We start from the raw sequence: 20167 nt of genomic DNA, 5'->3' as shown, positions 1-20167 counted from the left end.
CCTGCTGGTTGAGCCGACACCGAGCGCAGCGAGGCGTCGTGTCGAAGCCACCCGGTGACCCGGCCTCGACAGCGCAACCCCGGCGCTTGCTGGCCCTCTGCTGGTTGAGCCGACTCCGAGCGCAGCGAGGCGTCGTGTCGAAGCCACCCGGTGACCCGACCCCGCCAACGCAACCCACTACGGACCACAATCCCGAAACCTACTGCGCCACAACCAATCGCGCGCACCCACCGCGTACCGATCCAACAACACGCTCCGCCACAAACCGAGCATCACGATCGATACCGAGGAACCGCCCCGACCCCCACGTATGCATCCACGGCAACCCGACGAAGCTGAGCCCGGGCACTTCGGTGATGCCGCGGGTTTGCATGGGCCGGCCACCGCCGTCGAACGCGCTGGCCTCGATCCATCGGTAGTCGGGTCGGTAGCCGATCGCCCAGATGATGGAGGTGACGCCTTCTTCCGCGAGGTCGAGTTCCGCAGGATCGACCTCAGGCGCCCACACCGGTTCATACCGCGTCGCTTCCGGCGCGTCGATTCCTAGCTTCTCGATATGCCGGTCGATGTCACCGCAGATGGAGTTGTACACGGCGTCGGCCCGGTCGAGCGCGGCCGTGAGCGTCGGCGCGAACCGTAGCGTCGAGTCCTTGCCGTCACTGAGCACGCCGTACAGCTTCATTCCCTCGACCGCGAATCGTCGGAGGTCGATATCGCGGCCTCCGTCGCGGCCGGTGACGTAGTGATTGGTCTTCTCCTGCGCGGCCCGGCCGCCGGGGTACTCCTGGGTCGGAGTGTCATAGAGACCCATGTCCGACAGCCACGTCATGCAGTCGCGCCCGCGATAGAACCGGGCGACTCTCGGCGCGTTTCCGATCGCGAGGTGCACCTGCCGACCCGCGAGGTGGAGGTCCTCGGCGATCTGCGTGCCCGACTGTCCGGATCCGACGACCAGCACGGCACCGTCGGGCAGTTGCTCGGGGTTGAAGTATTCCTCGGAGTGCACCTGGTGCACAGCCGGATCCAGCGACGACGCGAACGGCGGCACCACCGGCAGTGGATATCCACCGGTCGCGATGACGGCCTGGTCGCACGTGAGCGACCGTATTCCGTCGGGGCCGTCGAGAGTCAGCTCGAACCGATCACCGGACAGTCGCTGCAGGCGAGTGACCTTCGTGTGCTCGACGAGCGGCGGTTCAAAGGTCTCCAGCCATCCGCGCAGCCACTCCACGACCTCGTCGCGCGTCATGAACCCATCAGGGTCCGGACCGTCGTAGGTGTATCCGGGGAGCTTGCAGTGCCAGTTGGGTGTTACGAGGGTGAAGTTGTCCCAGCGCTTGTCGGCCCACGCATGAACCGCGGTGTCGGCTTCGACGACGAGATGGTCGACGCCCGCCTGCCCGAGATACCAGCTGACCGAGAGGCCGGCTTGTCCGCCGCCGATGACGACGACCGGCACATGTGCGTTCATGACTGCTCCTCGAGTTTGCCGCTGGTTGACCCTTCACCGCTGATTGAGCCTTTACTGCTAGTTGAGCCTGACCTATAACCGCTGGTTGAGCCGGGTCGGAGCGAAGCGACGCCCCGAGTCGAAGCCACCTCCGCACCATCGACGCCCGAGCCACCACCGCTGCTTGAGCTCTCACCGCTGATTGAGCCGGGCCGGAGCGGAGCGACGCCCCGAGTCGAAGCCACCTCCGCACCCGGCAACGGCGGGTACATCGACACCACTTCGACCTCAGCGGAATCCGCATGCCTTCCGGCGTCGACAGCGATCTCCTCCGCCGACGCCGCGGCCGAGGTGCAAGCGAATCCATACTTGGCGCGGACCCGAGCGCTGGCCTCGTCGAGTGCGGTGGTCGCCCGCGACCGGAAGTCGTCGACGCGATACGTGCCGGGCGCGAGGTGGTCGTGCAGGACGAGGCTGGGGGAGTAGTACTGGCGGAACAGGCCGTCGGGCCAGCGCACCTGGACGGTCATCTCAGGCATGGGCGAGGTCCCGCCATGCGAAGTCAGTGTCTGCGTCGGACTCAGCCTCGACGAGCAACCCGTACACCTCGGGACGCCTGTCCCTCAGATGGAACATGCCGGCTCGCATGGCGGTGAAGCTCTCCGCGATGTCCACGTCGGCGACGGCGAGGCCACTACCGAGAAGCGTTGTGTCGAGGATGTTCCCGCCGGGGTCGACGATCTTGGCGTTGCCCACGTAGCGCAGCGACCCGAAGGTGCCGCTCTGGTTGGCGGCGACCCAGAACACCTGATTCTCCAGTGCACGCGCGGTGTCGAACAGGTTGAATCGGTAGGTCCAGCGGTCGTCTTGCAGGTTCTCTGCGGTCGCGGTGCGCGCTGCCGGCCAGGCGGACAGGCTCGCGATGATCTCGGCGCCCTTGAGCGCCATGATGCGGGCCGCCTCGGGAAATGCTTTGTCGTAACAGATCTGGAGACCGATCCGGCCGACGGGAGTGTCGAAGACGTCGTACCCGGTGCCCGACGAGTAGGACATGTTCTCGCCCAGGGGCTGGTGGACCTTGCGGTAGCTGCCGTAGATGCGGGTCCCGTCGAGGACGGCGGCCGCGTTGTACCGGGTCTCGCCGTCCTCGCCGAGCTCGCAGAATCCGATCGTCACCACCAGGTCTCCGACGATGGACTGCACTCGAGCGATCTCGGGCCCGTCGAGGGAGATCGCCGGCGGCAACGACCGTGTGCTGTTCTTCTGGGTGTCGCCGTGGTTGCCCAGCGACGACAGGTATCCGCCGATCGCCGCCTCCGGGAACACCAGGAAGTCGACGCCCCGCGTTCGTGCCTCGGCGACGTACTGTTCGATGGTCGCGTAATTCTGCTCGAGATCGCGGGTGAAGTTCGCCGCGACGGTTCCGATGGTGGTCATGTGCTTCCCAAAGTCGGTGATGGTTGTACTGGTTGATCAACCCTGTTGGTTGAGCAGGCGAGGAGCGGTGGCCACGGCCTGGCCCTCCGCTGGTTGAGCAGGCGAGGAGCGGCGGCCACGGCCTGGCCCTCCGCTGGTTGAGCAGGCGAGGAGCGATAGCGACGGCCGGTCCTTCCGCTGGTTGAGCAGGCGAGGAGCGCAGCGACGAGCCGTGTCGAAACCATTCTCGCCCAACAGATCTGGACCGGTATCAGACCATGTAGGTCGAGTTGATGATGGCGCCCTTGCGTGCGTAGTGGATGAGTGCGTCCTGGACGTCGAGCGGGTGCGCTGGGATGACGCCCTCGATCAGGTCCTCCTCGCGTCCGCCGTGCAGGGCGAGGCCGAAGCGGCAGCAGAACACGGTGCCGCCCTCGGAGATGAAGGTCTCGAGCGAGTTGTTGATGTTCTGCTCGCCCGGGAATCCGGAGTCACCGGTCGTCGGGAATCCGCGTGTGGCAAGGCAATTGATGGCCCCGGGGCCGTAGAAGTACATGGCCGATTCAAAGCCCTTGCGCAGCGCACGGGTGGCCTGGAGGACGGCGACGAACGACACCGACGATTCGTGCGCGATGCCGTGCACGAGCGTGAAGTACGACTCCCCGTTCTCGGCCTGGTAGTCCGGGAAGATCTTGGTGCCGCCGTAGATGTTGGAGCCCTTGGGAAGTGAGGGGTGCGGGATCTCCGCCAGCGACGCGGCGATGTTCTCGGTGATGGTTTCGTCGAAAGAAGGCACAAGAACTCCTGGGATGGCGAGACGAGACAGTGTCTGATGGTCGGGCCGCATGGCGGCTCGACGTGCGAGAGTGGATCGGGCATCATTGCCCTGAGTGGTTCGACCGGAGATCCGGTCTCATCGAGTAGCGATTGCTTGCTACGACACTCAGTTCACTCGCCATCGATTACCGAATGGTTTCCGGCGGAATAAAGAAACCGCGGATTCGCGTAACACGACCCTGGTCGGTCGACCGACACGCGTAGAGCAACTCGGTCATAAAAATATCCGACGAACCGGTCGGGTCGGGGGTCTGACCGGTTCGTCGGACGAGACCCAGTGTATCCCTCGCCCCGCAGCACGGTCCATCGAGGTATCCGCAATTCTGTGACCTCTTGGATTGCAGATCCTTCATCGCGTCTTGTTCCCTGAGGTGTGAGGAGCGCAAGCCGCCGGGCCGAGCAAGCGACGACGAAGGAGCGCGTCGAGGTCGACGAGCCTCGAAGGGCGCCCAAAATCGCTCCTGCGCGCCGCACTCGCCATCGCCCGCGACACGGAGCAACCTGGACGTCATGCTCACTGCAGTTCTCTACGGGCTCGCGACCGCCATACCCATCGCGGTCGGCGCTGCGATCGGTCTGCGCTGGAACCTGCCGAATCCGATCCTGGCGACGCTGATGGCGTTCGGCGCAGGCACGATGATCGCGGCGGTGTCGACCGAACTCTTCGAACCCGCCTTCACCCAAGCCGGTACGGGTGTTGCGGCGGTCGCGCTCTTTTCCGGGACCGCGGTCTACGTCGTCGCCGACCGTCTCGTCGAGACCAAGCTCGGGTCGTCGGCGATCGGTCCCGCACTGATGATCGGTGTCTTCCTCGACGGCGTGCCGGAGAACACCGCGCTCGGCGTCTCGCTGACCGCGGGAGGCTCGCTCGTGCTGGTGGTGGCGATCGCGGTCGGCAACGTCCCGGAGGCGGTGAGCGGCGCGTCGTTGATGCGCCGCGAGCACGACGCCTCGGGCCGCTCGGCGCTCGCGATGTGGATCTTCACCGCCGTCGTTCTGGTTGCCGTCACGGTGGGCGGTTACGCGATGGCCGACGCCATCCCGTCGACCGCGATCAGCGTCGTCCAGGCGTTCGCCGGCGGCGCGACGCTCGGTGTTCTCGCCAATTCACTGATGCCGGAGGCCTACCGCGAAGGCGGGTGGTGGGTCGGCCTGGCAACCGCAGCAGGATTCCTGCTCGCCTTCGTCCTCGGCTGACCGCTCCCACCGCCTTCCGCTCCCCACTGCCCCCTGAGGTGCGTGGGCGCCGCCCACAGTGGGCGAACCCTCAGTGCGTCTGAACCGCCTCCGGGTCACTCTCGACATGCCCGTCAGCCAGCTCCGACAACGCCCGGAACACCCGCTTCGACGCTTCGGCCCACGGCATGAGGATGGGGAAGACGTGGAACATGCCGGGTTCTTCGATGGCGTGCGTCGGCACCTCCGACGCCTCGAGCCGTGCCGCGAAGTCGCGTATGCCGTCGCGGAACATCTCGCTGCCGCCCCAGCACACGAACGTCGGCGGGAACCAGGACGGGTCGGGTTCGCCGTTGATGGGCGACACCCGCGCATCGTTCGGCTGCACTCCGTGCAGGTACGGCGTGACCGGGATGCTCCACGGCAGGATGTCGTAGGGGGCGTTCTCGGTGATCGACGGATGGTCGAGTTCGAGATCGATCTCGGGGGAGAACAGCGCGAGCGCGCCCGGACGCGGCAGGTCGTGATCGCGAAGGTAGGCGACGAGCGACGCCGCGAGCCCACCGCCACCGGAATCGCCGGCAACGATGATGTGGTCGGGGTCGACGCCGCGTCCCAGCAGCCCGCGGTACACATCCGCGGCGTCGTGAACGCCTGCAGGAAAGGGAAATTCGGGAGCCATCCGGTAGTCGGCGATGAACACCTCGTGCCCGGCGATCCGTACCAACGACGACGCGAACGCCGAGTACATCATCGGCGAAGTTCCGATGTATCCACCGCCGTGCAGGTAGAGGATCGTCGCGCCGATCTCTTCTTTCTCGCAATCGTCGTCGACGTAGGCGTCGGTGCTGGCCTTGGCGCGACACCACAGCCCGGGCACGCCGCCGACGATGTCGTCGGTGAGTTCGACGCCGTCGGTCAACTCGACGAAGGGTGGCATCACAACGCGGCACACGTCGTCGAGGATCTTCTCCATCGACCGGAACTCCTCAATCGGCAGTCCCATCGAGTAGCCCATGAACGCGCGGATGGTCTGGCGGGTGACCGACTGGCCGAGATTGTCGAGCAGTCCGGACGGGCCCGACCACGGCTTGCGGAACGGCACCCGCGCGAGGCCGTTGACCATGCTCTGCGCGAGCCCGACGACAGTCAGCGCGGTCACCGGCGCCGACGCGGTCTGGACCTCCGGACGATCAGCCATCACCATGCCGCTCAGAGTAACGAGAGCGTCGATGCCCGGCTGGACACGCGACCCACCGGGTGGGGCGGCGGCCGCCAGGCGTGGCAGACTACCCGGGTCCTCTAGTCCCCGAGATCCCCGTGAGGCGGCGATGGAGTTCTCAGCCTTCCCGGCTCCGGTCGAGGCCCCCGGCACGTCGAGCGGTTCCGAGTCCGCGCAGGTCACGCTGGTCGACGCGTGGGAATCGAACCGTTCGATCCAGAAGTCCGCCGTGGGACGACTGTTCGCGGCCACCAACTCGGCTCTCTACGTCACCTTGATGGAACGTCACCTCGACTACGGCACCAAACTGTCGGAGACCGAGCTGACGGTGCGCCTGGACCGCGACCTCGCCGACCTCGACCTCACCGACCAGGCCACCGGCCTCGAGCTGGTCAAACTCTGGGCCCGGCAGGGCTGGCTGCACCGAGTCACCGACACTTCCGACCCGCACGCCCCCAACCTGTGCCATCTGACCAGCGAGGCACGGTCGGTTCTGGACTTCGTGCGGCGTCAGCGGCGTGAGGATTCGATCGCCACCGGCGGCTCCATCACCGGTATCGCGTCGGAACTCCGACGCGTCGCCGGTCAGGTCAGCAACGATCCCGACCAGATCCGCTCGGAGATCGAGGCACAGATGTCCGATCTCGACGCTGAGCTCGCCGACCTCGACGCCGGCCGACGCCCCCCGGTCGACCTGCGCGTCGCTGAGGACGCCGCCCGCACCATCGGGTACCAGATGGAGCAGATCGTCTCCGACATCGGTCAGTACGGCACGATGCTCGACCGCATCACCACCGCGCTGCTCGACGACCCCGGTGACTCCGACCTCGCCTACCGCGACCGTCAGCGCCGGCTCTTCGACGACTACGAGGCACTCCTCGACTCGCCGCAGTCCGCGTCGTACCAGGCGTTCTCGCACCTGATCCAGGATCCGGAGCGTCGCGCGCGCCTGAAGTCCGACATCGAGACGATCATCGACAGCTTCCCGGGCATGGACGCGGGCCTGCGGTCGGTGATGGACAACTTCTTCGGCCTCGTCACCCAGCAGATGGCCGAGGTCGGGCGTACCAGGCAACGCTGCGCGCGCCGTATCCGACGGTTTGTCGCGTCGGGCACCCTCGAGCAGAGCCGCGGCCTCGCCCGTCAGCTCAACGACGCCCTGGCCACCGCCAACGAGCTGCTCAAGACGTCGCTCGCGGACCGCCGCATCGGCTACGAGCTACCCCTGGCCGCGCCGACGGTGAACTCGATCGGTCGACTCGCCTTCGAGATCCGCGAACACGTACCGCCCGCGCCCGCGCTCCCGGCCGCCGTCGACGCCGACCTCACCTCGTTCGCCTCGCTGTCCGGCCAGGTCGACACGACCGAACTCACCGACACCGTGAACGCCGCCGTCGCCGCGGGGCCGGTTGCCCTGGCCGACGTCATCGAAGGACTCGAGGAGCCGTACCTCGCGCACGTCATCGTCCTCTGGTCCTGGGCCTCGAAACAGCAAGCGGCAGGGGAGAAGGTACCGATGACCACCGTCCGCTTCCGGTCCCTCATCGGCGACGACCACGCCATCGAAGTACCCGACCTGACCTTCACCGAACCGATTCCGACTGCGGAGGTCGACGCCGAATGACATCTTTGCCCCCTGAGGTGCGAGCGAAGCGAGCCACGAAGGGCGACACCGATCCTTCGCTCCCTGAGGTGCGAGCGCAGCGAGCCACGAAGGGCGACCCTGAGGTGCGAGCGGACGACTCTTCGCTCCCTGAGGAGCGAGCGGACGACTCTCTGCCCCCTGAGGTGCGAGCGCAGCGAGCCACGAAGGGCGCCCCAACCCCCGACGAATTCGCCGGATTCGACGACCTGCCCACCGTCGCGAACCGCGCGGCGACCCACACGCCGAGCGCCCCCCGCTTCGACGGCGACGTCAGCGAGCTGCCGGACCGCGCGTGCTGGGCGCTGCAGAACCTGTTGACCCGCCGCTACATCAGCGGTGACCGGCAGCCGCAGCTGTGGTCGTGGGTGGCCGAGTACCAGGACGTATTGCGGGGCCGACTGTCCGAACTCGACCTCCGGCTGCGCATCGTCGACGAACTGCAGGTCGCCTTCGTCGAGCAGGCCGGTTACGACTCCCGCTGGGGCCGAAAGATACTCAAGCGCGAGACGATTCACACCTACGACGCCATCCTGGCGCTGCACCTGGCCAAGTATGCGCGCGCCGCTCGTGACGAACCGGTCCTGATCACCCGCGAGGAGATCCACGAGCTGTTCGCCGGCGTCACCAACACCATCGACCGCGACCTTGCGCTCTTCGACAAGCGCATCGAACGCGCGCTCGACAAGATGGAGGAGCTCGAGTTCCTGCGCAAGCAGCGCGACGACGCCGACACCTTCGTCGTCAGCCCGGTGATCTCCGCGGTGATGACGGCGTCGGTGATCACCGACCTACAGCGGCAATTCGAGCAGTTCATCGGTTCCGGCGACACCGGCGAGATACCGCCCGAGGACCTCGCGGACGAGCGCGACGACGACGCGGCCGACCTCGACAACGCCTACGGAGACGACGAAGGAGACGACTGGTGAGCGGGCAGGTCGACCAGTACCACCTGTCCCGGTTGCAGCTGATCAACTGGGGCGTGTTCGACGGGTATCACTCGATCCCGTTCAGTCCCAACGGTTCTCTGATCACCGGCTCGTCGGGTAGCGGTAAGTCGTCGTTGCTCGACGCCATTTCGCTGGCGTTCCTGCCGGATCATCGACGCAACTTCAACGCCTCCGGCGATGCGACGGCGGCCGGATCGTCCAGCGGCAAGCGCACGGTCGGCAAGTACGTGCGCGGCGCCTGGGGTGAGCGGCGCGACGGCACCAACGCCCACCGCGAGATCATGTACATGCGCGGCACCGGCCCGGCGTGGGCGGCCATCTCGGTCACCTACACCTCCAGCTCCGGCGAGGCCATCACTGGCCTCGTCCTGAAATGGCTTGCCGCAGGCAAGATGACCGACGCGCACAGTTCGTACTTCATCTACGACGGCGACGCCGACATCGTCGAGGCCTGCAACGAGTGGGCCGCCAACAACTACAACTCAGCCAAGTTCCGCGACCGCGGCTGGCGCGGCGGCCCCGGTGAGGGCAAGTACCTCTCGACGCTGTACTCGCTCATCGGCATTCGCGGCTCCGACGCCGCCCAGCAGCTCCTCGGAAAGGCCAAGTCGCTCAAGAGCGTCGGCGGACTCGCGCAGTTCGTGCGGGAGTTCATGCTCGACGCCCCGACCAGCATCGTCGGCATCGCCGACGCCCTCGACCAGATCGACCCGCTCGTCGAAGCGCGTGAACTGCTCGACGTCGCGCGCCGCAAGCGCACCATCCTCGGCAACATCGAGGAGGTGCACGAGCGGTACGCGGGGGAGGCAGCCACCTTCTCCGTCCTCGACACCATCGACAACACCACCATCCGCAGCTACGTCAACAACCTGCGGATCCGCAACGCGCAGCCCGAGGTCGCCGACCTCGACGACCAGATCACCCGCCTCGACGGTGATCTCGCCGCGCTGACCACCCAGCACGACCAGCTCCGCCAGGACCACAGCCTGTTGCTGTCCCGGATCGCCACCTCCACCGGCGACCTCGCCCCGCTGCGCGAACAGCTCGGCGGCGCACAGAAACTCAGCACCGAGGTCACCGCCCGACGCAACGCGTACGAGGACAAGGTCTCCGCGCTCGGCTTTACACCGCCCACTCGGGCCGAGGGCTTCTGGCTGCTCCGCGAGGAACTCACCGAGGAAGCCGCCAAGATCGACGGCCAGCTCGACGCCGGTCGCGCGCACTATGCCGAAGCCCTGGCGAGCGAGGTCGCTGCGCGTACCCGCCGCGACGCCGCGATGGAGGAGCTTGGCCGCGTCGAGAATGCGGGCTCCGCACTGCCGCGTACCGAACACGAGATGCGGCGCGCCATCGCACACGGACTGCAGATCGACGAGTCCGAGCTGAAGTACGTCGCCGAACTCGTCGAACTCGACCCCGACGAGGAGCGCTGGCGTCTGGCCGTCGAAAAGGTCCTGCGCAACGTCGGCCTGCGTCTGCTGGTGCCCGACAAGTACTTCCGCGCCGCCTTGCGCTTCGTGAACTCGCACGACATGCGCGGTCGAATCCAGTTGCACCAGGCCGATTCTCGCCCGATGCCCGTTCTGGAGCCGGGGACCCTGGCCTCGAAGCTGCGTCCCGTCGACGCCTCGCACCCGTGCGCCGCCGAGGCGATGACGGTCCTGGCGAAGCTGGGCAACCACATGTGCGTCGACAGCCCCGGCGAGTTCTCCCAGTACGCGAAGGCCGTCACGGACCAGGGTCTGCGCAAGGATTCGGCGAAGCTCGCGGTGAAGGACGACCGGCAGCAGTTGCGCCGGTCGCAGTACATCTTCGTCGGCGACGTCGCGTCGAAGATCGCCGCGCTGCGCGACGAACTCGACCACGAGGAGCGGGCGTTCGAAGACGCCCGCCAGGATTGTGCCGAACTCGATCGGGAGCGCAGCGCGAAGGAGAAGCGACGCGACGCGTATCGCCGGGTGTGCGAGCAATTTACGCAGTGGAACGAGATCGACGTCGACTCCGTCGATGATCGGGTAGATCAGCTCACCGATCAGTACGACCTCCTGATCGAGGAGAACCCCGACGTCGAAGCCCTGCAGCGCAAGGCCGAGGACCTGTGGGAGCAGGTACGTAACGCGATTTCGCAGGCCGCGCTGGTCAAGGACAAGATCGCCCGCCAGGACTCCCGGCGCACCCAGCTCCTCGACCTCATCGACCGGCTGAAGCCCGAAGACGTTCCCGCGCAGGCAGAGAAGACGCTCGACGGGTTCCGCGAGGACCTCAGCGCGACGCTCGACGTGCTGAACCCGGAGCCGTACCGCCAGGAGATCGTCAAGGCCGCGAGCCGTGAGCGCGACCGGATGCGTTCAGATGCTCGACGGTCCCGCGACGAGCTGGCCCGCATCCTCGACACCTACGACGAGGAGTTTCCGGACGCCATCCCGAATGACAGCGACGACTTCGACGAACGTCTGCACGACTACGTCGCCGTCTGCCGCCGCATCGACGAGCGTGAGCTGCCGGCTGCCTACGAGCGGATGCGCCGTCTCATCACTGAGCAGGCGCCGGGCGCGATCCTGGGCCTGCACATGGCCGCCGACGCCGAGGAACGACGCATCGTTGAGCAGATCGAGCGTGTCAACACCGGCCTCGGTGCAGTGGCGTTCAACCGCGGCACCCGTCTGCGGCTGCGTCCGGGCCGCAAGAAGCTCGCCGCGGTCGAGGAGCTGACCGAGAAGGCCCGCCAGATCTCGAATCGTGCTACCGCGGTCAGCTTCGGCGACGAACAGGCGATCCTCGAGCAGTACTCCGACATCCTGCTGCTGCGCGAACGCCTCGCCGGCAACACCCCGGAGGACCGCCAGTGGACGCGTGACGCCCTGGACGTACGCAACCGGTTCGACTTCTACTGCGAGGAGCACGACGCCGAGTCGGGGGAGACCATCCGCACCTACTCCAACGCCGGCGACAACTCCGGCGGCGAGCAGGAAAAGCTGATGGCGTTCTGCCTCGCGGGCGCGTTGAGCTTCAACCTCGCCAGCCCGCACGGCAACGACAACCGGCCGATCTTCGCCCAGCTGATGCTCGACGAGGCGTTCTCCAAGTCCGACCCGCAGTTCGCTCAGCAGGCGTTGAGTGCGTTCCGCAAGTTCGGGTTCCAGCTGATCATCGTCGCCACGGTGCAGAACACCAGCACGATCCAGCCGTACGTGGACAACGTTGTGATGGTGTCGAAGACCGAGGCTGGGCCGGAGCTGCGGCCGGTTGCCACAGCTACGTCCACGGGGATCAAGGCGTTCTCGGAGCTACGGCGGTCGGGGAGTCAGTTGGTGGTGTAGGGACTACTTTGTTCGTCAACCGCGATCCTTGCCGTTGTCTGGACCGTGTCCGTGTCGTTTGTTGAACGGAGCTGGGATGACTGGCAAGCTATCGCGGGTGCCTGCCCTCTTCGCCCGTGATCTATGCGGTTACCGGCTAGATCGCGACGGAAATCTAACCACGAAGCCGAACACGTCGGACGCAAATGATGATCTGTCAGTGGTACTGGGTACCACCCTGTTCGATCAACTTGGTGTCCAGCGCGACGAGGTAGCTCCTCCGGATCCTGGTACGGACATGGAACGGCGGGTCGTTGAGTACCTCCGTGTTCTTCGCCCTGACCTCCGGATTGAAAGGTCACGACCCGCAAGAGATTTTATCCAGTACGCGCATCTCGGTGTTTTCCGTGATTTCAAAGCGAACTTTGGGGATCAACGACCAATTTTGGACAAGCTCGCAAATCGGATTGGTTCGCTTGACCTGGGAAGTCAGAGATCATCGATCAATCGTGAACTCCGAAAGTTAAGTTCAAAAGCAGATCTGCAGGCGAAATTGGTAACTGATCTCGCTGAACAGATGCCCGAGGAGTCGCTTTTGAAAATTGACATTTCGGTCGCGATTCCCCGGGGGGATGATCTGGACGAGCTCGCTATTGCGATATCAGCGAAGTGGTCACTGCGGACCGATCGTGCACAAGACTGTGTGGCGCAGGGAAACAAACTGGTGAACCAACGGCGAGGTAAGATGCCACACTTCGGGGTTTTGACGATGGAAACCAGACCTGCGATGCTGAAAATCCTCGCCGATGGATCCGGTGCGGTCGACTACGTCTACCACCTTGATCTAGCCGCATTGGGGCAAACGATTGAAGGCCTGACGGAGGCTAAGGGGCGCACTTGGTCACCGGGTTCAACCTTCAGGCGCCTAAGTCGACAACATAGGATGAGAGACTTCGATCAGCTAGTCGACGAGGTTATGCGTGTTCCGACTGTCTGAAACGCCGCAATTGATCGTTGCCCCGTTTCGATCTGAGGCCACTGGATGAACCGCTGTGGGTCTGTTAGATCTCTACCGACCAGCACAGCGGCGGCACCTTGCCGCCTTCGAGCAAGTGGGTGCTGGTCTCCTAGCAGGCGAGCACCGTCGAGCAACAGGATAGAGAAAGATCAGCTGTTCGTTAAGGCTCGGAAAGTCAACCCAAAGCGGGTGTGACGTCGAGTTGGCTTCACTTCGCAAGAAGGGCGCCAAATGGCGTTGTGCCTGATTTGCAGTCGTCGTCGGTGCATCGTGCCGCAGACCAACCGAGATAGAACGCGAGCCAGCTTCCTGGGCGCAGCGGCTAGCACTATGCGGCGCGCTCTTGGCGCTCTGTCAATGCCCGCCCTCGAGTTCATGAGACGCGCCACCCGAGGAAGCCGTGCTCGAAGCGACGGCGTCGTACACCTGCTTACCGCCATCACGCAAATGGAAGGATGTCCCGCCGACTTCCGACGGTATGTCCCGATTTGGACCGGGCGGTCGTGAGAACGCGACAGCTAGGGCCGAGAACCTCGCGAAGAACCACGCCGCACATGCGAGTCTGGGCCGGCAGCAACCGCACGGACTGCTTGAACGATCGAATCGGCTACAGCCCGTGAGTCATCATGCTCCCAGAACCGAAGCACCGTCCACCCAGCCGACTCGAGGAGCGCGTTGAACCGTTGGTCGCGGTCCATGTTGCTTTGGACCTTGCGCGCCCAATACTCCGCGTTGGTCTTCGCCACAGTGTGGTGCTGTTGACAACCATGCCAGAAACAGCCGTCGATGAAGACGGCGACGCGGGCCCGCGTGAAGACTAGATCAGCGCGGAGCCGGCGATGGTCATCTAGCGGCGCGAAGTCGACGCGGTACCGCAGGCCAGCCGCGTGTACGAGCTGGCGCACCGCTAGCTCAGGGCTGGTGTCACGTCTGCGGTTGCTCTGCATGGAGGCCCGAACCGCGGAAGAAGAGGCCCAGGAGGTGCTGCGTGCCACATCCGGCATGCTACGTCCGGCGTGGTGCTCGAGTCTGTCAGACCTCTCTCGTATGGTTGGCGCATGGTAGACGTAATCGACCTCTTCGCGGGGTGTGGTGGCATGACTGCTGGCTTCTCAGCTGCGGGTGACTACCGGCCCGTGATGTCGGTCGAGTTCAACCTCCACGCCGCAGCGACGTACGCAGCGAACTTCGGCGAGGACCACACGTTCTACGGCGACATCGCTGACGTCAACGAGGAGCAGATCCCCCACGCCGACGTTGTTATTGGCGGTCCGCCCTGTCAAGGATTCTCGAACCTGGGATCGCGTGACATCAACGATCCGCGCAACCAGCTTTGGAGGGAATACCTCCGGGTGGTAGGCGTCGCGAAGCCAAAGATCTTCGTTATTGAGAACGTCGATCGCTTCATGAAGTCGAGCGAGTTCCAGTTACTCCTTAGAGAGGCAGAGGACGGCACTCTCGCGGATTTCCAGCTGTCCTATGGCCATCTCAACGCTGCAGACTACGGCGTCTCACAGCGACGTATCCGAACGATCGTGATCGGCTCTCGAGTCGGAAAGATCGAGCTTCCGGCTGCGACACACGCGCGGAACCCCCAGCCTGGTTCAGGGCTCCAGCCCTGGACTGGCACTAGAACACAGATCGAAGGGCTTCCGCCGACCCCGGCAACCACCAGTCTACCGTCGAGCAAGACAGAGTTCTTCGGGGAAATCGTCCCCGGCGTTTATAAGGCAGCGGACCTGCATATAGGTCGGAACCCGACGAAGCTATCTCTCGAACGTTATGATCACGTGCCTCCCGGCGGCGGCCGATTCGACATACCGGATCATCTGCTTCCGCGGTGCTGGCGAGAAAAGCCATCTGGAACCACCGACGTAATGGGCCGGATGCGATGGGATTTCCCGTCGCATACGATCCGCACCGAGTTCTACAAGCCTGAGAAGGGTGCGTACCTACATCCTCAATGGGACGCACGGGGCCGGAATCGGGTGAACAGGCCGATCACCCACCTTGAAGCAGCCAGACTGCAGGGCTTTCCAGATGATTTCGAGTGGTGCGGCAGCAAGATCGAGATCGCACGGCAGATTGGCAACGCAGTGCCGGTCGGGCTCGCGTCGGCCATCGCAGAACATATTCGCCCGCGACTGTGATGGACGAGGGAGCCGGGGAGTAACCCAACTTCTGAGATGCGAGACTGTTCGTGTGTTCAATCGCACTGACTTTGACTTCAGTCATCCGGGTATAGCGCCCCTACAGGACTCTCGGGCCGCAGCGCTGAGGCGTAGGCGTAACGTCTTTCGCGTTCACCCTGCTCCTGAGGATGCTGTCATGGGCAGGGTGCCGGGGACGTGGCAGATCAGTGATGCGCAGAATTCAGATCCCGCACCCGAGTTGCGCGAGATAGCTCACTGGTTCGAAACTGAGCCCGACGCACGGGAACGCTTTCGCTGGGCGTTGCGTGACTCGCTTGACGAGTTGCTGGATGGTCAACGAACGGGGCGCTGGGCCTACCAGCATCTATCCAAGACGGAGAAGACATATCTCGGAACTGCTGTCGAGGTGAATCTTACGAAGGAGTTTAGCTTCATCGACGGTGACGACCTCGATTGGAAGATTGCGGGGCGGGACATCGACTGCAAGTTCTCCAAGGACGTAGGCGGGTGGGAGATCCCGATGGAGATGTATCTCTGTCTAGATCACGGTGAGCGTCAGGGTAAGGCCAACCACCCGGCTTTGCTGACGTGGTTCGACGACACCACCAACCGGTGGCTTGCTGGGCTGATCACCGTCACTGACCAGCGTCTCTGGTGGCGAATGGACACGCAGACGGACCGCATGGTCCGCGGATACAACCGCGACAACAAGCGCAAACTGAGGGCCGAGGCGCTCCCCGACGTCCATTGGCTTTGGGGCGGTATGCAAAAGGACCTGCCGCGAAACCTTCTGTTGCAGATGGATTCTGCGGCGCGCGGCCGAATCTTGACCAAGGGGCTGTCTGGTCAGCAGCGGGTCACTCAACTGTTCCTCGAAGCTCAGCGGCAGATTGTAAGTCGCCAAGTTGTGCTGACTGTCGGTCAACAAGACGACGCTCCCAAGCGTGTCCGGGATGCGCGAAAAGCGCTGGGGAAGAATGGGATTCTAATCCTCGGGCATCAAGATGCGCACCCAACAATTGCGGCGGGGCTAGGTCTGCCGGTCCCAGTAAAAGGGGAGTGGATCTCAGTCCGTCTCACTCCGGTGTCCGAGACCGACACGCGGCCCTTCGTCGATATGTATGGCGAGCGTTGGGCGATCGCGCGGCTCGACGACCCGGCGACCCCCATATCGATGGACTATCGATACCTCGGCACGAAGTAAATGGCTGGGCGATGGAAACCGGGAGGTTGTGGACGCGAGCTGCTGGATCGACATCAGACATCGCACTCTTGTCTCGCGAACCGGGGCCAGATGTGTCACAGGGGGCACGGCTCGCAGGCGGTCCAGATTTGGGTATCGTCCGTGCCCAGACTCTTACGTGACATCGGTGAACGGTAGTCGGAGAGTCGCCGCGCCCTGCCATCTCGCCGAGCGTATACGCTCGTGTGATGGGGACCTCACCTGAACAGCACCCAACGCTCATCGGCTCCACGCGGCGTCACGCTCGTGTCCTACTGTTCACAATTACCGACAAAGAATTCCCAGTGGCGTATGCGGTGTTGGACAAAATGAGGTCGATGAAAGAAGTCGATCAAACCGGCGCCTACACGTTCGCGGACTGTACCGACAGGGTTGAACTTCCTTTCGTCCTCGTCCAATCTGCGGCTCGAGCGAACCTTCATGCCGCGAGTTCCGTAGAGAAGTGGATTCGCCTGTTTAGGCCGCAGCATATTCTCGTCGTCGGAACTGCTGGCGGAATTCATCGGCCGACAAGTAATGATCGTCCCTACACCAAGTGGAAAGGCCCCTCGCTCGGCGACGTAGTTGTCTCAGAGTACGTCCACTACGCCGAGTTCAAGAAGGTCTCAAGCGGCGGAAACCTGATGCGATACATGCCGATCGAACAGCCTTCTGTTTTTCTTCTCGAGAACGCCCGCGCAGTAATTCAGGATGGCAAGTGGTCCGAACTCTCTCGCGACTTTTGGCAACAAAAGGGTAGCTCTTGCCCTAACGCTAGCATCGAGGAGGTGCTCTCTGGAGAAGTCGTCCAGGATAATCCAACCGACCCGATGCAGCAGTTTCTGATGCGGTACTTTGATCGCGCAGGAGCAGTTGAGATGGAATCTGCCGGAGTGGGACAGCGTCTGCATGCGACACGCAATACCGTGCACTATGCGCCCGGCTTCCTCGCGGTGAGGGGAATCAGCGACCTAGTGTACGCGAGAGGTCCGAAGCGCGATCTTAAGCGTAAAGACTTACCTAGAGCGCATGCAGATAAAACCGAAGAACGAGACGATTGGTCGCCAGCCGCAGCTGCGTCAGCGACCGCGTTGGCCGTCGCGCTTACTGCACGACTAGTTAAGGAGGACCAACCAGCGCACTCGGGCCATGGATCGATCAGCGGCTATGACTTGTGGTCCGGATCGAGTCTGTCGGACCTCGAAGGTAGTCTCCCAGCATGAAGTCAACCGTGGATGAGCAGCACGTTCTCTTCGACTACCCCCTCCTCATCGCAAAGGACTTTGACACCGTGCTCACCAGGAAGGGAGATCCCTGCGCGCTCACCGATGTTGTGGAGCGGATGCGGCCCTTGGGGCTTATGTTGCTTCAGGCTCGCGGTGGAGCGGGGAAGACATTCACGGCTAGGCGCCTCGCTGAGCTCGAGCCGGGCAAGCATGGCGTCGCGTTCGTAACTGCGATCGACCTCGCCATCGTCGAAACAGATGGCACACCCGCCGTGGGCCTAGATGACTTGATCACGGCAGGCGCCGATGTCGAGCGGTCCAGACTGCTGCGCGACCGTGGTGAGGGCTTGGTCGTGATCGATGGCGTTAATGAAATTCCTAAGCGCCAGTCGGACGCGATCCTCCGTTCATTGCCTGTCCTAGCTGCGCGCTATCCATTCATACGGTTCGTAGTGACCGACCGCTTGACGCGTCGCGAGATCGACCAGCGCGACTGGGTCTTGGCAACCCTAGGAGACATCCCTGCGAGTAGAGTGTCGGATCTCTCGGATGCTGACGAGGGGAGTTTTCCGGAGTACCTAAAGATTCCTTTCTACCTTGAGCAGAGGTTGAATCACAATGATGCCTCTACTCAAGTGGAGGTTTTGCATAAAGGGATAGTTCGCCATGGAGGAGTTGCCGATTCAGATCTGTCCAATCTGGCAAGGGTGACTTTCGACAGTTATAGGTTGCGTAGGGATCGTCGTGTCCCGGAGAGTCTGTTAGTCGAAGCTGTGGGCGAGGACGCGCTTCGTAGAATGGTTGATTCAGGACTCATTCGAATCCAGCACACTGCGGTTCAGTTCGATCACCATCTTACTCAGGACTACCTTGCGGCGCTATATCTGAGTGCGAACCGGGACCTGTGGACGCCCGAGGGCTTCGATGTAACGACTCTCAGGGCATCGTCGTTTGATGCACTTGCCCTCGCATCGGCGTTAGTTCCAACAGAATCTGTCGAGGATTTTGTACACCGGGTATTCGACTGGAATTATTATGGCGCTGCTTATCTGATCGAAGAAGACCAAACTAGTTCTAAGAGGGTTCGATTTGCTATGCGCACCGCTGTCCTAGCGACACTGGGCGAAAAACGATTCGACACCATGGTCGTAACCGTGAAGCGAGTGGAGGACGCGCTGCGCCTGCAGGAAGATTCAGTTGCGGAAGCGTTGCTCAACGCGACTACTCGGGATGCTGTCGTTGCGATTGTCAATGCATCGCTGCCTGCGGACTGGCCGCAGTCGTCACCCGAGTGGTTCCGTGAGTGGCACGCGGCCTTCAATCGTTCGTCTGACGATCGGGCGACCCGTGCGGATATCGCCGCGCTTCGGTCGAACGTTGGAATGGTTGGCTGGAGCGCTAGCAACATGCTCAAACGTCTGGACGTGCCTAAGAAACTTCGTAAGAAGGTGCGTAAGCTTGCGGCCCGCGACGACAGTCCAACAGTGCGATGGCGCAGCGTTCACACGCTCGGCGCGTGGCCCAGTCGGTCTGTTGCAGCTCAACTGATCTCCCAGGTTAATGACGACGACGAACAACTTTGGGTTCGGTATGGAGCACTGAGAAGTGCTTTAGAGGTCGCTGCGACAGGGCGTGAGCCTCTCCGCCGGGAAGTATTGTCGGCGCTGGCCGATCCCGGGCTGGCTTACAAGATTGCGACTGACTCGCAACTACGTAAGGAAGCAATTCGATCGCTAGAAGTTTCTCCGATGCCTGCGGGCTGGCATGCTATCGCGGGAGACTTTATGGAATTCTTATGGGCAAGCGCCAAAGATGGGCTCGATCGAGACGAGGTCGTTCTGCTTGCTAACCGACTCCGTTTGTCGGCTGCTATAAGCTGATGGATCGCCCGGAGGTTGAATGTCGAGCTGCAGATCTGTCGGTGCACGCATGGCGCGTTCGGAGAAGCGCTCGAGTAATAGGCACCACGAAGGTCGGATGCGCGGTCCTATCCTCGACTGGAGGATTTTTTGTGGGCTGCAACGTCGAGCACCGATACCGATCACACGATATCCATGCCGAGGTAAATGCGCTTGGTAACCTTGTATCGGGTGGCGACGACCGAGCTGTCGCGGTTCTTATTGCCGCGAGGCGGAAGAGATTTACACCGTGCGGCAGCTGCATGGATTGGATCTTCGAAATAGGAGGAGAGTTTTGTTGGGTAGGATTTCAAGCCGCGCCTGATGAGCATGTGGAATGGTTACTCGCGCAGGAACTGATGCCCCACTATCCAATTTGACTTTTGTGGCGCCCGTACGTCGGCGCGCCGGTACCGGGGAGTACTCCGGAACGGCCTGGACGGCATCGGGTACCCACACTTAGTCGATAGGCGCGCCCTAGTTGTACTGACCCGCCAGGTTGGGTACGCGGCTGACGGGTGAGTTGCCTCGCAGTGCGGTGTGGCCGCGTTCGTGATTGTAGATGCGAAGGAACTCGGGGAAGGCTGCGACGCGTTCGGTTTCGCTGAGGTAGGGGCGGGCGTAGGCCCATTCCTCCTGCAGGGTGCGGTTGAAGCGT

General features: G+C 63.3%; 17 protein-coding genes. 10 read left to right on the top strand and 7 right to left on the bottom strand.

What is annotated here, in order from left to right; translation table 11 throughout:
* Positions 1-199 precede the first annotated feature (199 nt).
* The 4 genes from ABIC25_RS00085 to ABIC25_RS00070 all read right to left on the bottom strand — a co-directional run bounded on the left by ABIC25_RS00085 (position 200) and on the right by ABIC25_RS00070 (position 3662).
* On the bottom strand, positions 200-1471 hold the full coding sequence (locus ABIC25_RS00085) for an MSMEG_0569 family flavin-dependent oxidoreductase (protein ID WP_354559434.1): 1272 nt from the start codon (positions 1469-1471) through the stop codon (positions 200-202).
* Positions 1468-1989 carry an MSMEG_0570 family nitrogen starvation response protein gene (locus ABIC25_RS00080; protein ID WP_354559433.1) on the bottom strand — a complete coding sequence of 174 codons (522 nt, stop codon included), beginning with the start codon at positions 1987-1989 and terminating at the stop codon, positions 1468-1470. The genes ABIC25_RS00085 and ABIC25_RS00080 overlap by 4 nt, the downstream gene beginning before the upstream one ends.
* Positions 1982-2887 carry a carbon-nitrogen hydrolase family protein gene (locus ABIC25_RS00075; RefSeq protein ID WP_354559432.1) on the bottom strand — a complete coding sequence of 302 codons (906 nt, stop codon included), beginning with the start codon at positions 2885-2887 and terminating at the stop codon, positions 1982-1984. The genes ABIC25_RS00080 and ABIC25_RS00075 overlap by 8 nt, the downstream gene beginning before the upstream one ends.
* Before the next feature lie 250 nt (positions 2888-3137).
* Complete coding sequence (locus tag ABIC25_RS00070) at positions 3138-3662, bottom strand: MSMEG_0572/Sll0783 family nitrogen starvation response protein (protein WP_004019804.1); 525 nt, start codon at positions 3660-3662, stop codon at positions 3138-3140.
* Positions 3663-4213: 551 nt separating this feature from the next.
* Here ABIC25_RS00070 and ABIC25_RS00065 point away from each other — a divergent pair.
* A complete protein-coding gene (locus tag ABIC25_RS00065) occupies positions 4214-4900 on the top strand; it encodes a ZIP family metal transporter (protein WP_064570247.1) in 687 nt (228 codons plus the stop codon).
* A gap of 70 nt (positions 4901-4970) precedes the next feature.
* On the opposite strand, the gene ABIC25_RS00060 is transcribed toward ABIC25_RS00065, so the two are convergent.
* Positions 4971-6086 (bottom strand): alpha/beta hydrolase, encoded by a 1116-nt coding sequence (locus ABIC25_RS00060; protein WP_354559430.1) that lies wholly within the window; start codon positions 6084-6086, stop codon positions 4971-4973.
* Between the two features lie 124 nt (positions 6087-6210).
* Between ABIC25_RS00060 and ABIC25_RS00055 the strand changes: the two genes are divergently transcribed.
* The 4 genes from ABIC25_RS00055 (at position 6211) to ABIC25_RS00040 (ending at position 12989) form a co-directional block, all read left to right on the top strand.
* A complete protein-coding gene (locus ABIC25_RS00055; protein WP_354559428.1) occupies positions 6211-7725 on the top strand; it encodes a DUF3375 domain-containing protein in 1515 nt (504 codons plus the stop codon).
* On the top strand, positions 7722-8672 hold the full coding sequence (locus ABIC25_RS00050) for a DUF4194 domain-containing protein (RefSeq protein ID WP_354559427.1): 951 nt from the start codon (positions 7722-7724) through the stop codon (positions 8670-8672). The genes ABIC25_RS00055 and ABIC25_RS00050 overlap by 4 nt, the downstream gene beginning before the upstream one ends.
* The gene (locus ABIC25_RS00045) at positions 8669-12013 is read left to right on the top strand and encodes an ATP-binding protein (protein ID WP_354559425.1); all 3345 of its coding nucleotides are present in this window, start codon (positions 8669-8671) and stop codon (positions 12011-12013) included. The genes ABIC25_RS00050 and ABIC25_RS00045 overlap by 4 nt, the downstream gene beginning before the upstream one ends.
* A 76-nt stretch (positions 12014-12089) precedes the next feature.
* Positions 12090-12989, top strand: a complete 900-nt coding sequence (locus ABIC25_RS00040) for an NgoMIV family type II restriction endonuclease (protein ID WP_354559424.1) — start codon at positions 12090-12092, stop codon at positions 12987-12989.
* A 539-nt stretch (positions 12990-13528) separates the two neighbouring features.
* Here the strand turns inward: ABIC25_RS00040 and ABIC25_RS00035 are convergent.
* On the bottom strand, positions 13529-13957 hold the full coding sequence (locus ABIC25_RS00035) for a very short patch repair endonuclease (protein WP_354559827.1): 429 nt from the start codon (positions 13955-13957) through the stop codon (positions 13529-13531).
* A gap of 111 nt (positions 13958-14068) precedes the next feature.
* Between ABIC25_RS00035 and ABIC25_RS00030 the strand changes: the two genes are divergently transcribed.
* From ABIC25_RS00030 to ABIC25_RS00010, 5 genes are all read left to right on the top strand, one after another.
* Positions 14069-15160 carry a DNA cytosine methyltransferase gene (locus ABIC25_RS00030; RefSeq protein ID WP_354559423.1) on the top strand — a complete coding sequence of 364 codons (1092 nt, stop codon included), beginning with the start codon at positions 14069-14071 and terminating at the stop codon, positions 15158-15160.
* Between the two features lie 178 nt (positions 15161-15338).
* A complete protein-coding gene (locus ABIC25_RS00025) occupies positions 15339-16367 on the top strand; it encodes a NaeI family type II restriction endonuclease (RefSeq protein WP_354559421.1) in 1029 nt (342 codons plus the stop codon).
* A 356-nt stretch (positions 16368-16723) separates the two neighbouring features.
* Entirely contained in the window at positions 16724-17608 is an 885-nt protein-coding gene (locus tag ABIC25_RS00020) for a 5'-methylthioadenosine/S-adenosylhomocysteine nucleosidase family protein (RefSeq protein ID WP_354559419.1), read from the top strand.
* Complete coding sequence (locus ABIC25_RS00015; RefSeq protein ID WP_354559418.1) at positions 17605-19491, top strand: NACHT domain-containing protein; 1887 nt, start codon at positions 17605-17607, stop codon at positions 19489-19491. Before ABIC25_RS00020 ends, ABIC25_RS00015 begins: the two co-directional genes overlap by 4 nt.
* On the top strand, positions 19491-19889 hold the full coding sequence (locus ABIC25_RS00010) for a cytidine deaminase (protein ID WP_354559417.1): 399 nt from the start codon (positions 19491-19493) through the stop codon (positions 19887-19889). The genes ABIC25_RS00015 and ABIC25_RS00010 overlap by 1 nt, the downstream gene beginning before the upstream one ends.
* Positions 19890-19986: 97 nt before the next feature.
* Here the strand turns inward: ABIC25_RS00010 and ABIC25_RS00005 are convergent.
* On the bottom strand, positions 19987-20167 hold a 181-nt coding region (locus ABIC25_RS00005; RefSeq protein ID WP_354559416.1), incomplete at its 5' end, for an integrase core domain-containing protein.

The sequence above is a fragment of the Gordonia sp. PvP123 genome, assembly GCF_040547295.1.
Taxonomy (GTDB): domain Bacteria; phylum Actinomycetota; class Actinomycetes; order Mycobacteriales; family Mycobacteriaceae; genus Gordonia; species Gordonia terrae.
Note: the sequence above shows the minus strand (reverse complement) of the source record. Positions and strands in the feature narration are given on the sequence as shown.

Bases quoted from the DNA above. Each gene is read 5' to 3' on its own strand.
- ABIC25_RS00050 (WP_354559427.1), top strand. From the start codon at position 7,722: ATGACATCTTTGCCCCCTGAGGTGCGAGCGAAGCGAGCCACGAAGGGC.
- ABIC25_RS00030 (WP_354559423.1), top strand. From the start codon at position 14,069: ATGGTAGACGTAATCGACCTCTTCGCGGGGTGTGGTGGCATGACTGCT.
- ABIC25_RS00020 (WP_354559419.1), top strand. From the start codon at position 16,724: ATGAAAGAAGTCGATCAAACCGGCGCCTACACGTTCGCGGACTGTACC.
- ABIC25_RS00010 (WP_354559417.1), top strand. From the start codon at position 19,491: ATGGATCGCCCGGAGGTTGAATGTCGAGCTGCAGATCTGTCGGTGCAC.
- ABIC25_RS00060 (WP_354559430.1), bottom strand. From the start codon at position 6,086: ATGGTGATGGCTGATCGTCCGGAGGTCCAGACCGCGTCGGCGCCGGTG.
- ABIC25_RS00055 (WP_354559428.1), top strand. From the start codon at position 6,211: ATGGAGTTCTCAGCCTTCCCGGCTCCGGTCGAGGCCCCCGGCACGTCG.
- ABIC25_RS00080 (WP_354559433.1), bottom strand. From the start codon at position 1,989: ATGCCTGAGATGACCGTCCAGGTGCGCTGGCCCGACGGCCTGTTCCGC.
- ABIC25_RS00035 (WP_354559827.1), bottom strand. From the start codon at position 13,957: ATGCAGAGCAACCGCAGACGTGACACCAGCCCTGAGCTAGCGGTGCGC.
- ABIC25_RS00040 (WP_354559424.1), top strand. From the start codon at position 12,090: ATGACTGGCAAGCTATCGCGGGTGCCTGCCCTCTTCGCCCGTGATCTA.
- ABIC25_RS00015 (WP_354559418.1), top strand. From the start codon at position 17,605: ATGAAGTCAACCGTGGATGAGCAGCACGTTCTCTTCGACTACCCCCTC.
- ABIC25_RS00075 (WP_354559432.1), bottom strand. From the start codon at position 2,887: ATGACCACCATCGGAACCGTCGCGGCGAACTTCACCCGCGATCTCGAG.
- ABIC25_RS00025 (WP_354559421.1), top strand. From the start codon at position 15,339: ATGGGCAGGGTGCCGGGGACGTGGCAGATCAGTGATGCGCAGAATTCA.
- ABIC25_RS00085 (WP_354559434.1), bottom strand. From the start codon at position 1,471: ATGAACGCACATGTGCCGGTCGTCGTCATCGGCGGCGGACAAGCCGGC.
- ABIC25_RS00065 (WP_064570247.1), top strand. From the start codon at position 4,214: ATGCTCACTGCAGTTCTCTACGGGCTCGCGACCGCCATACCCATCGCG.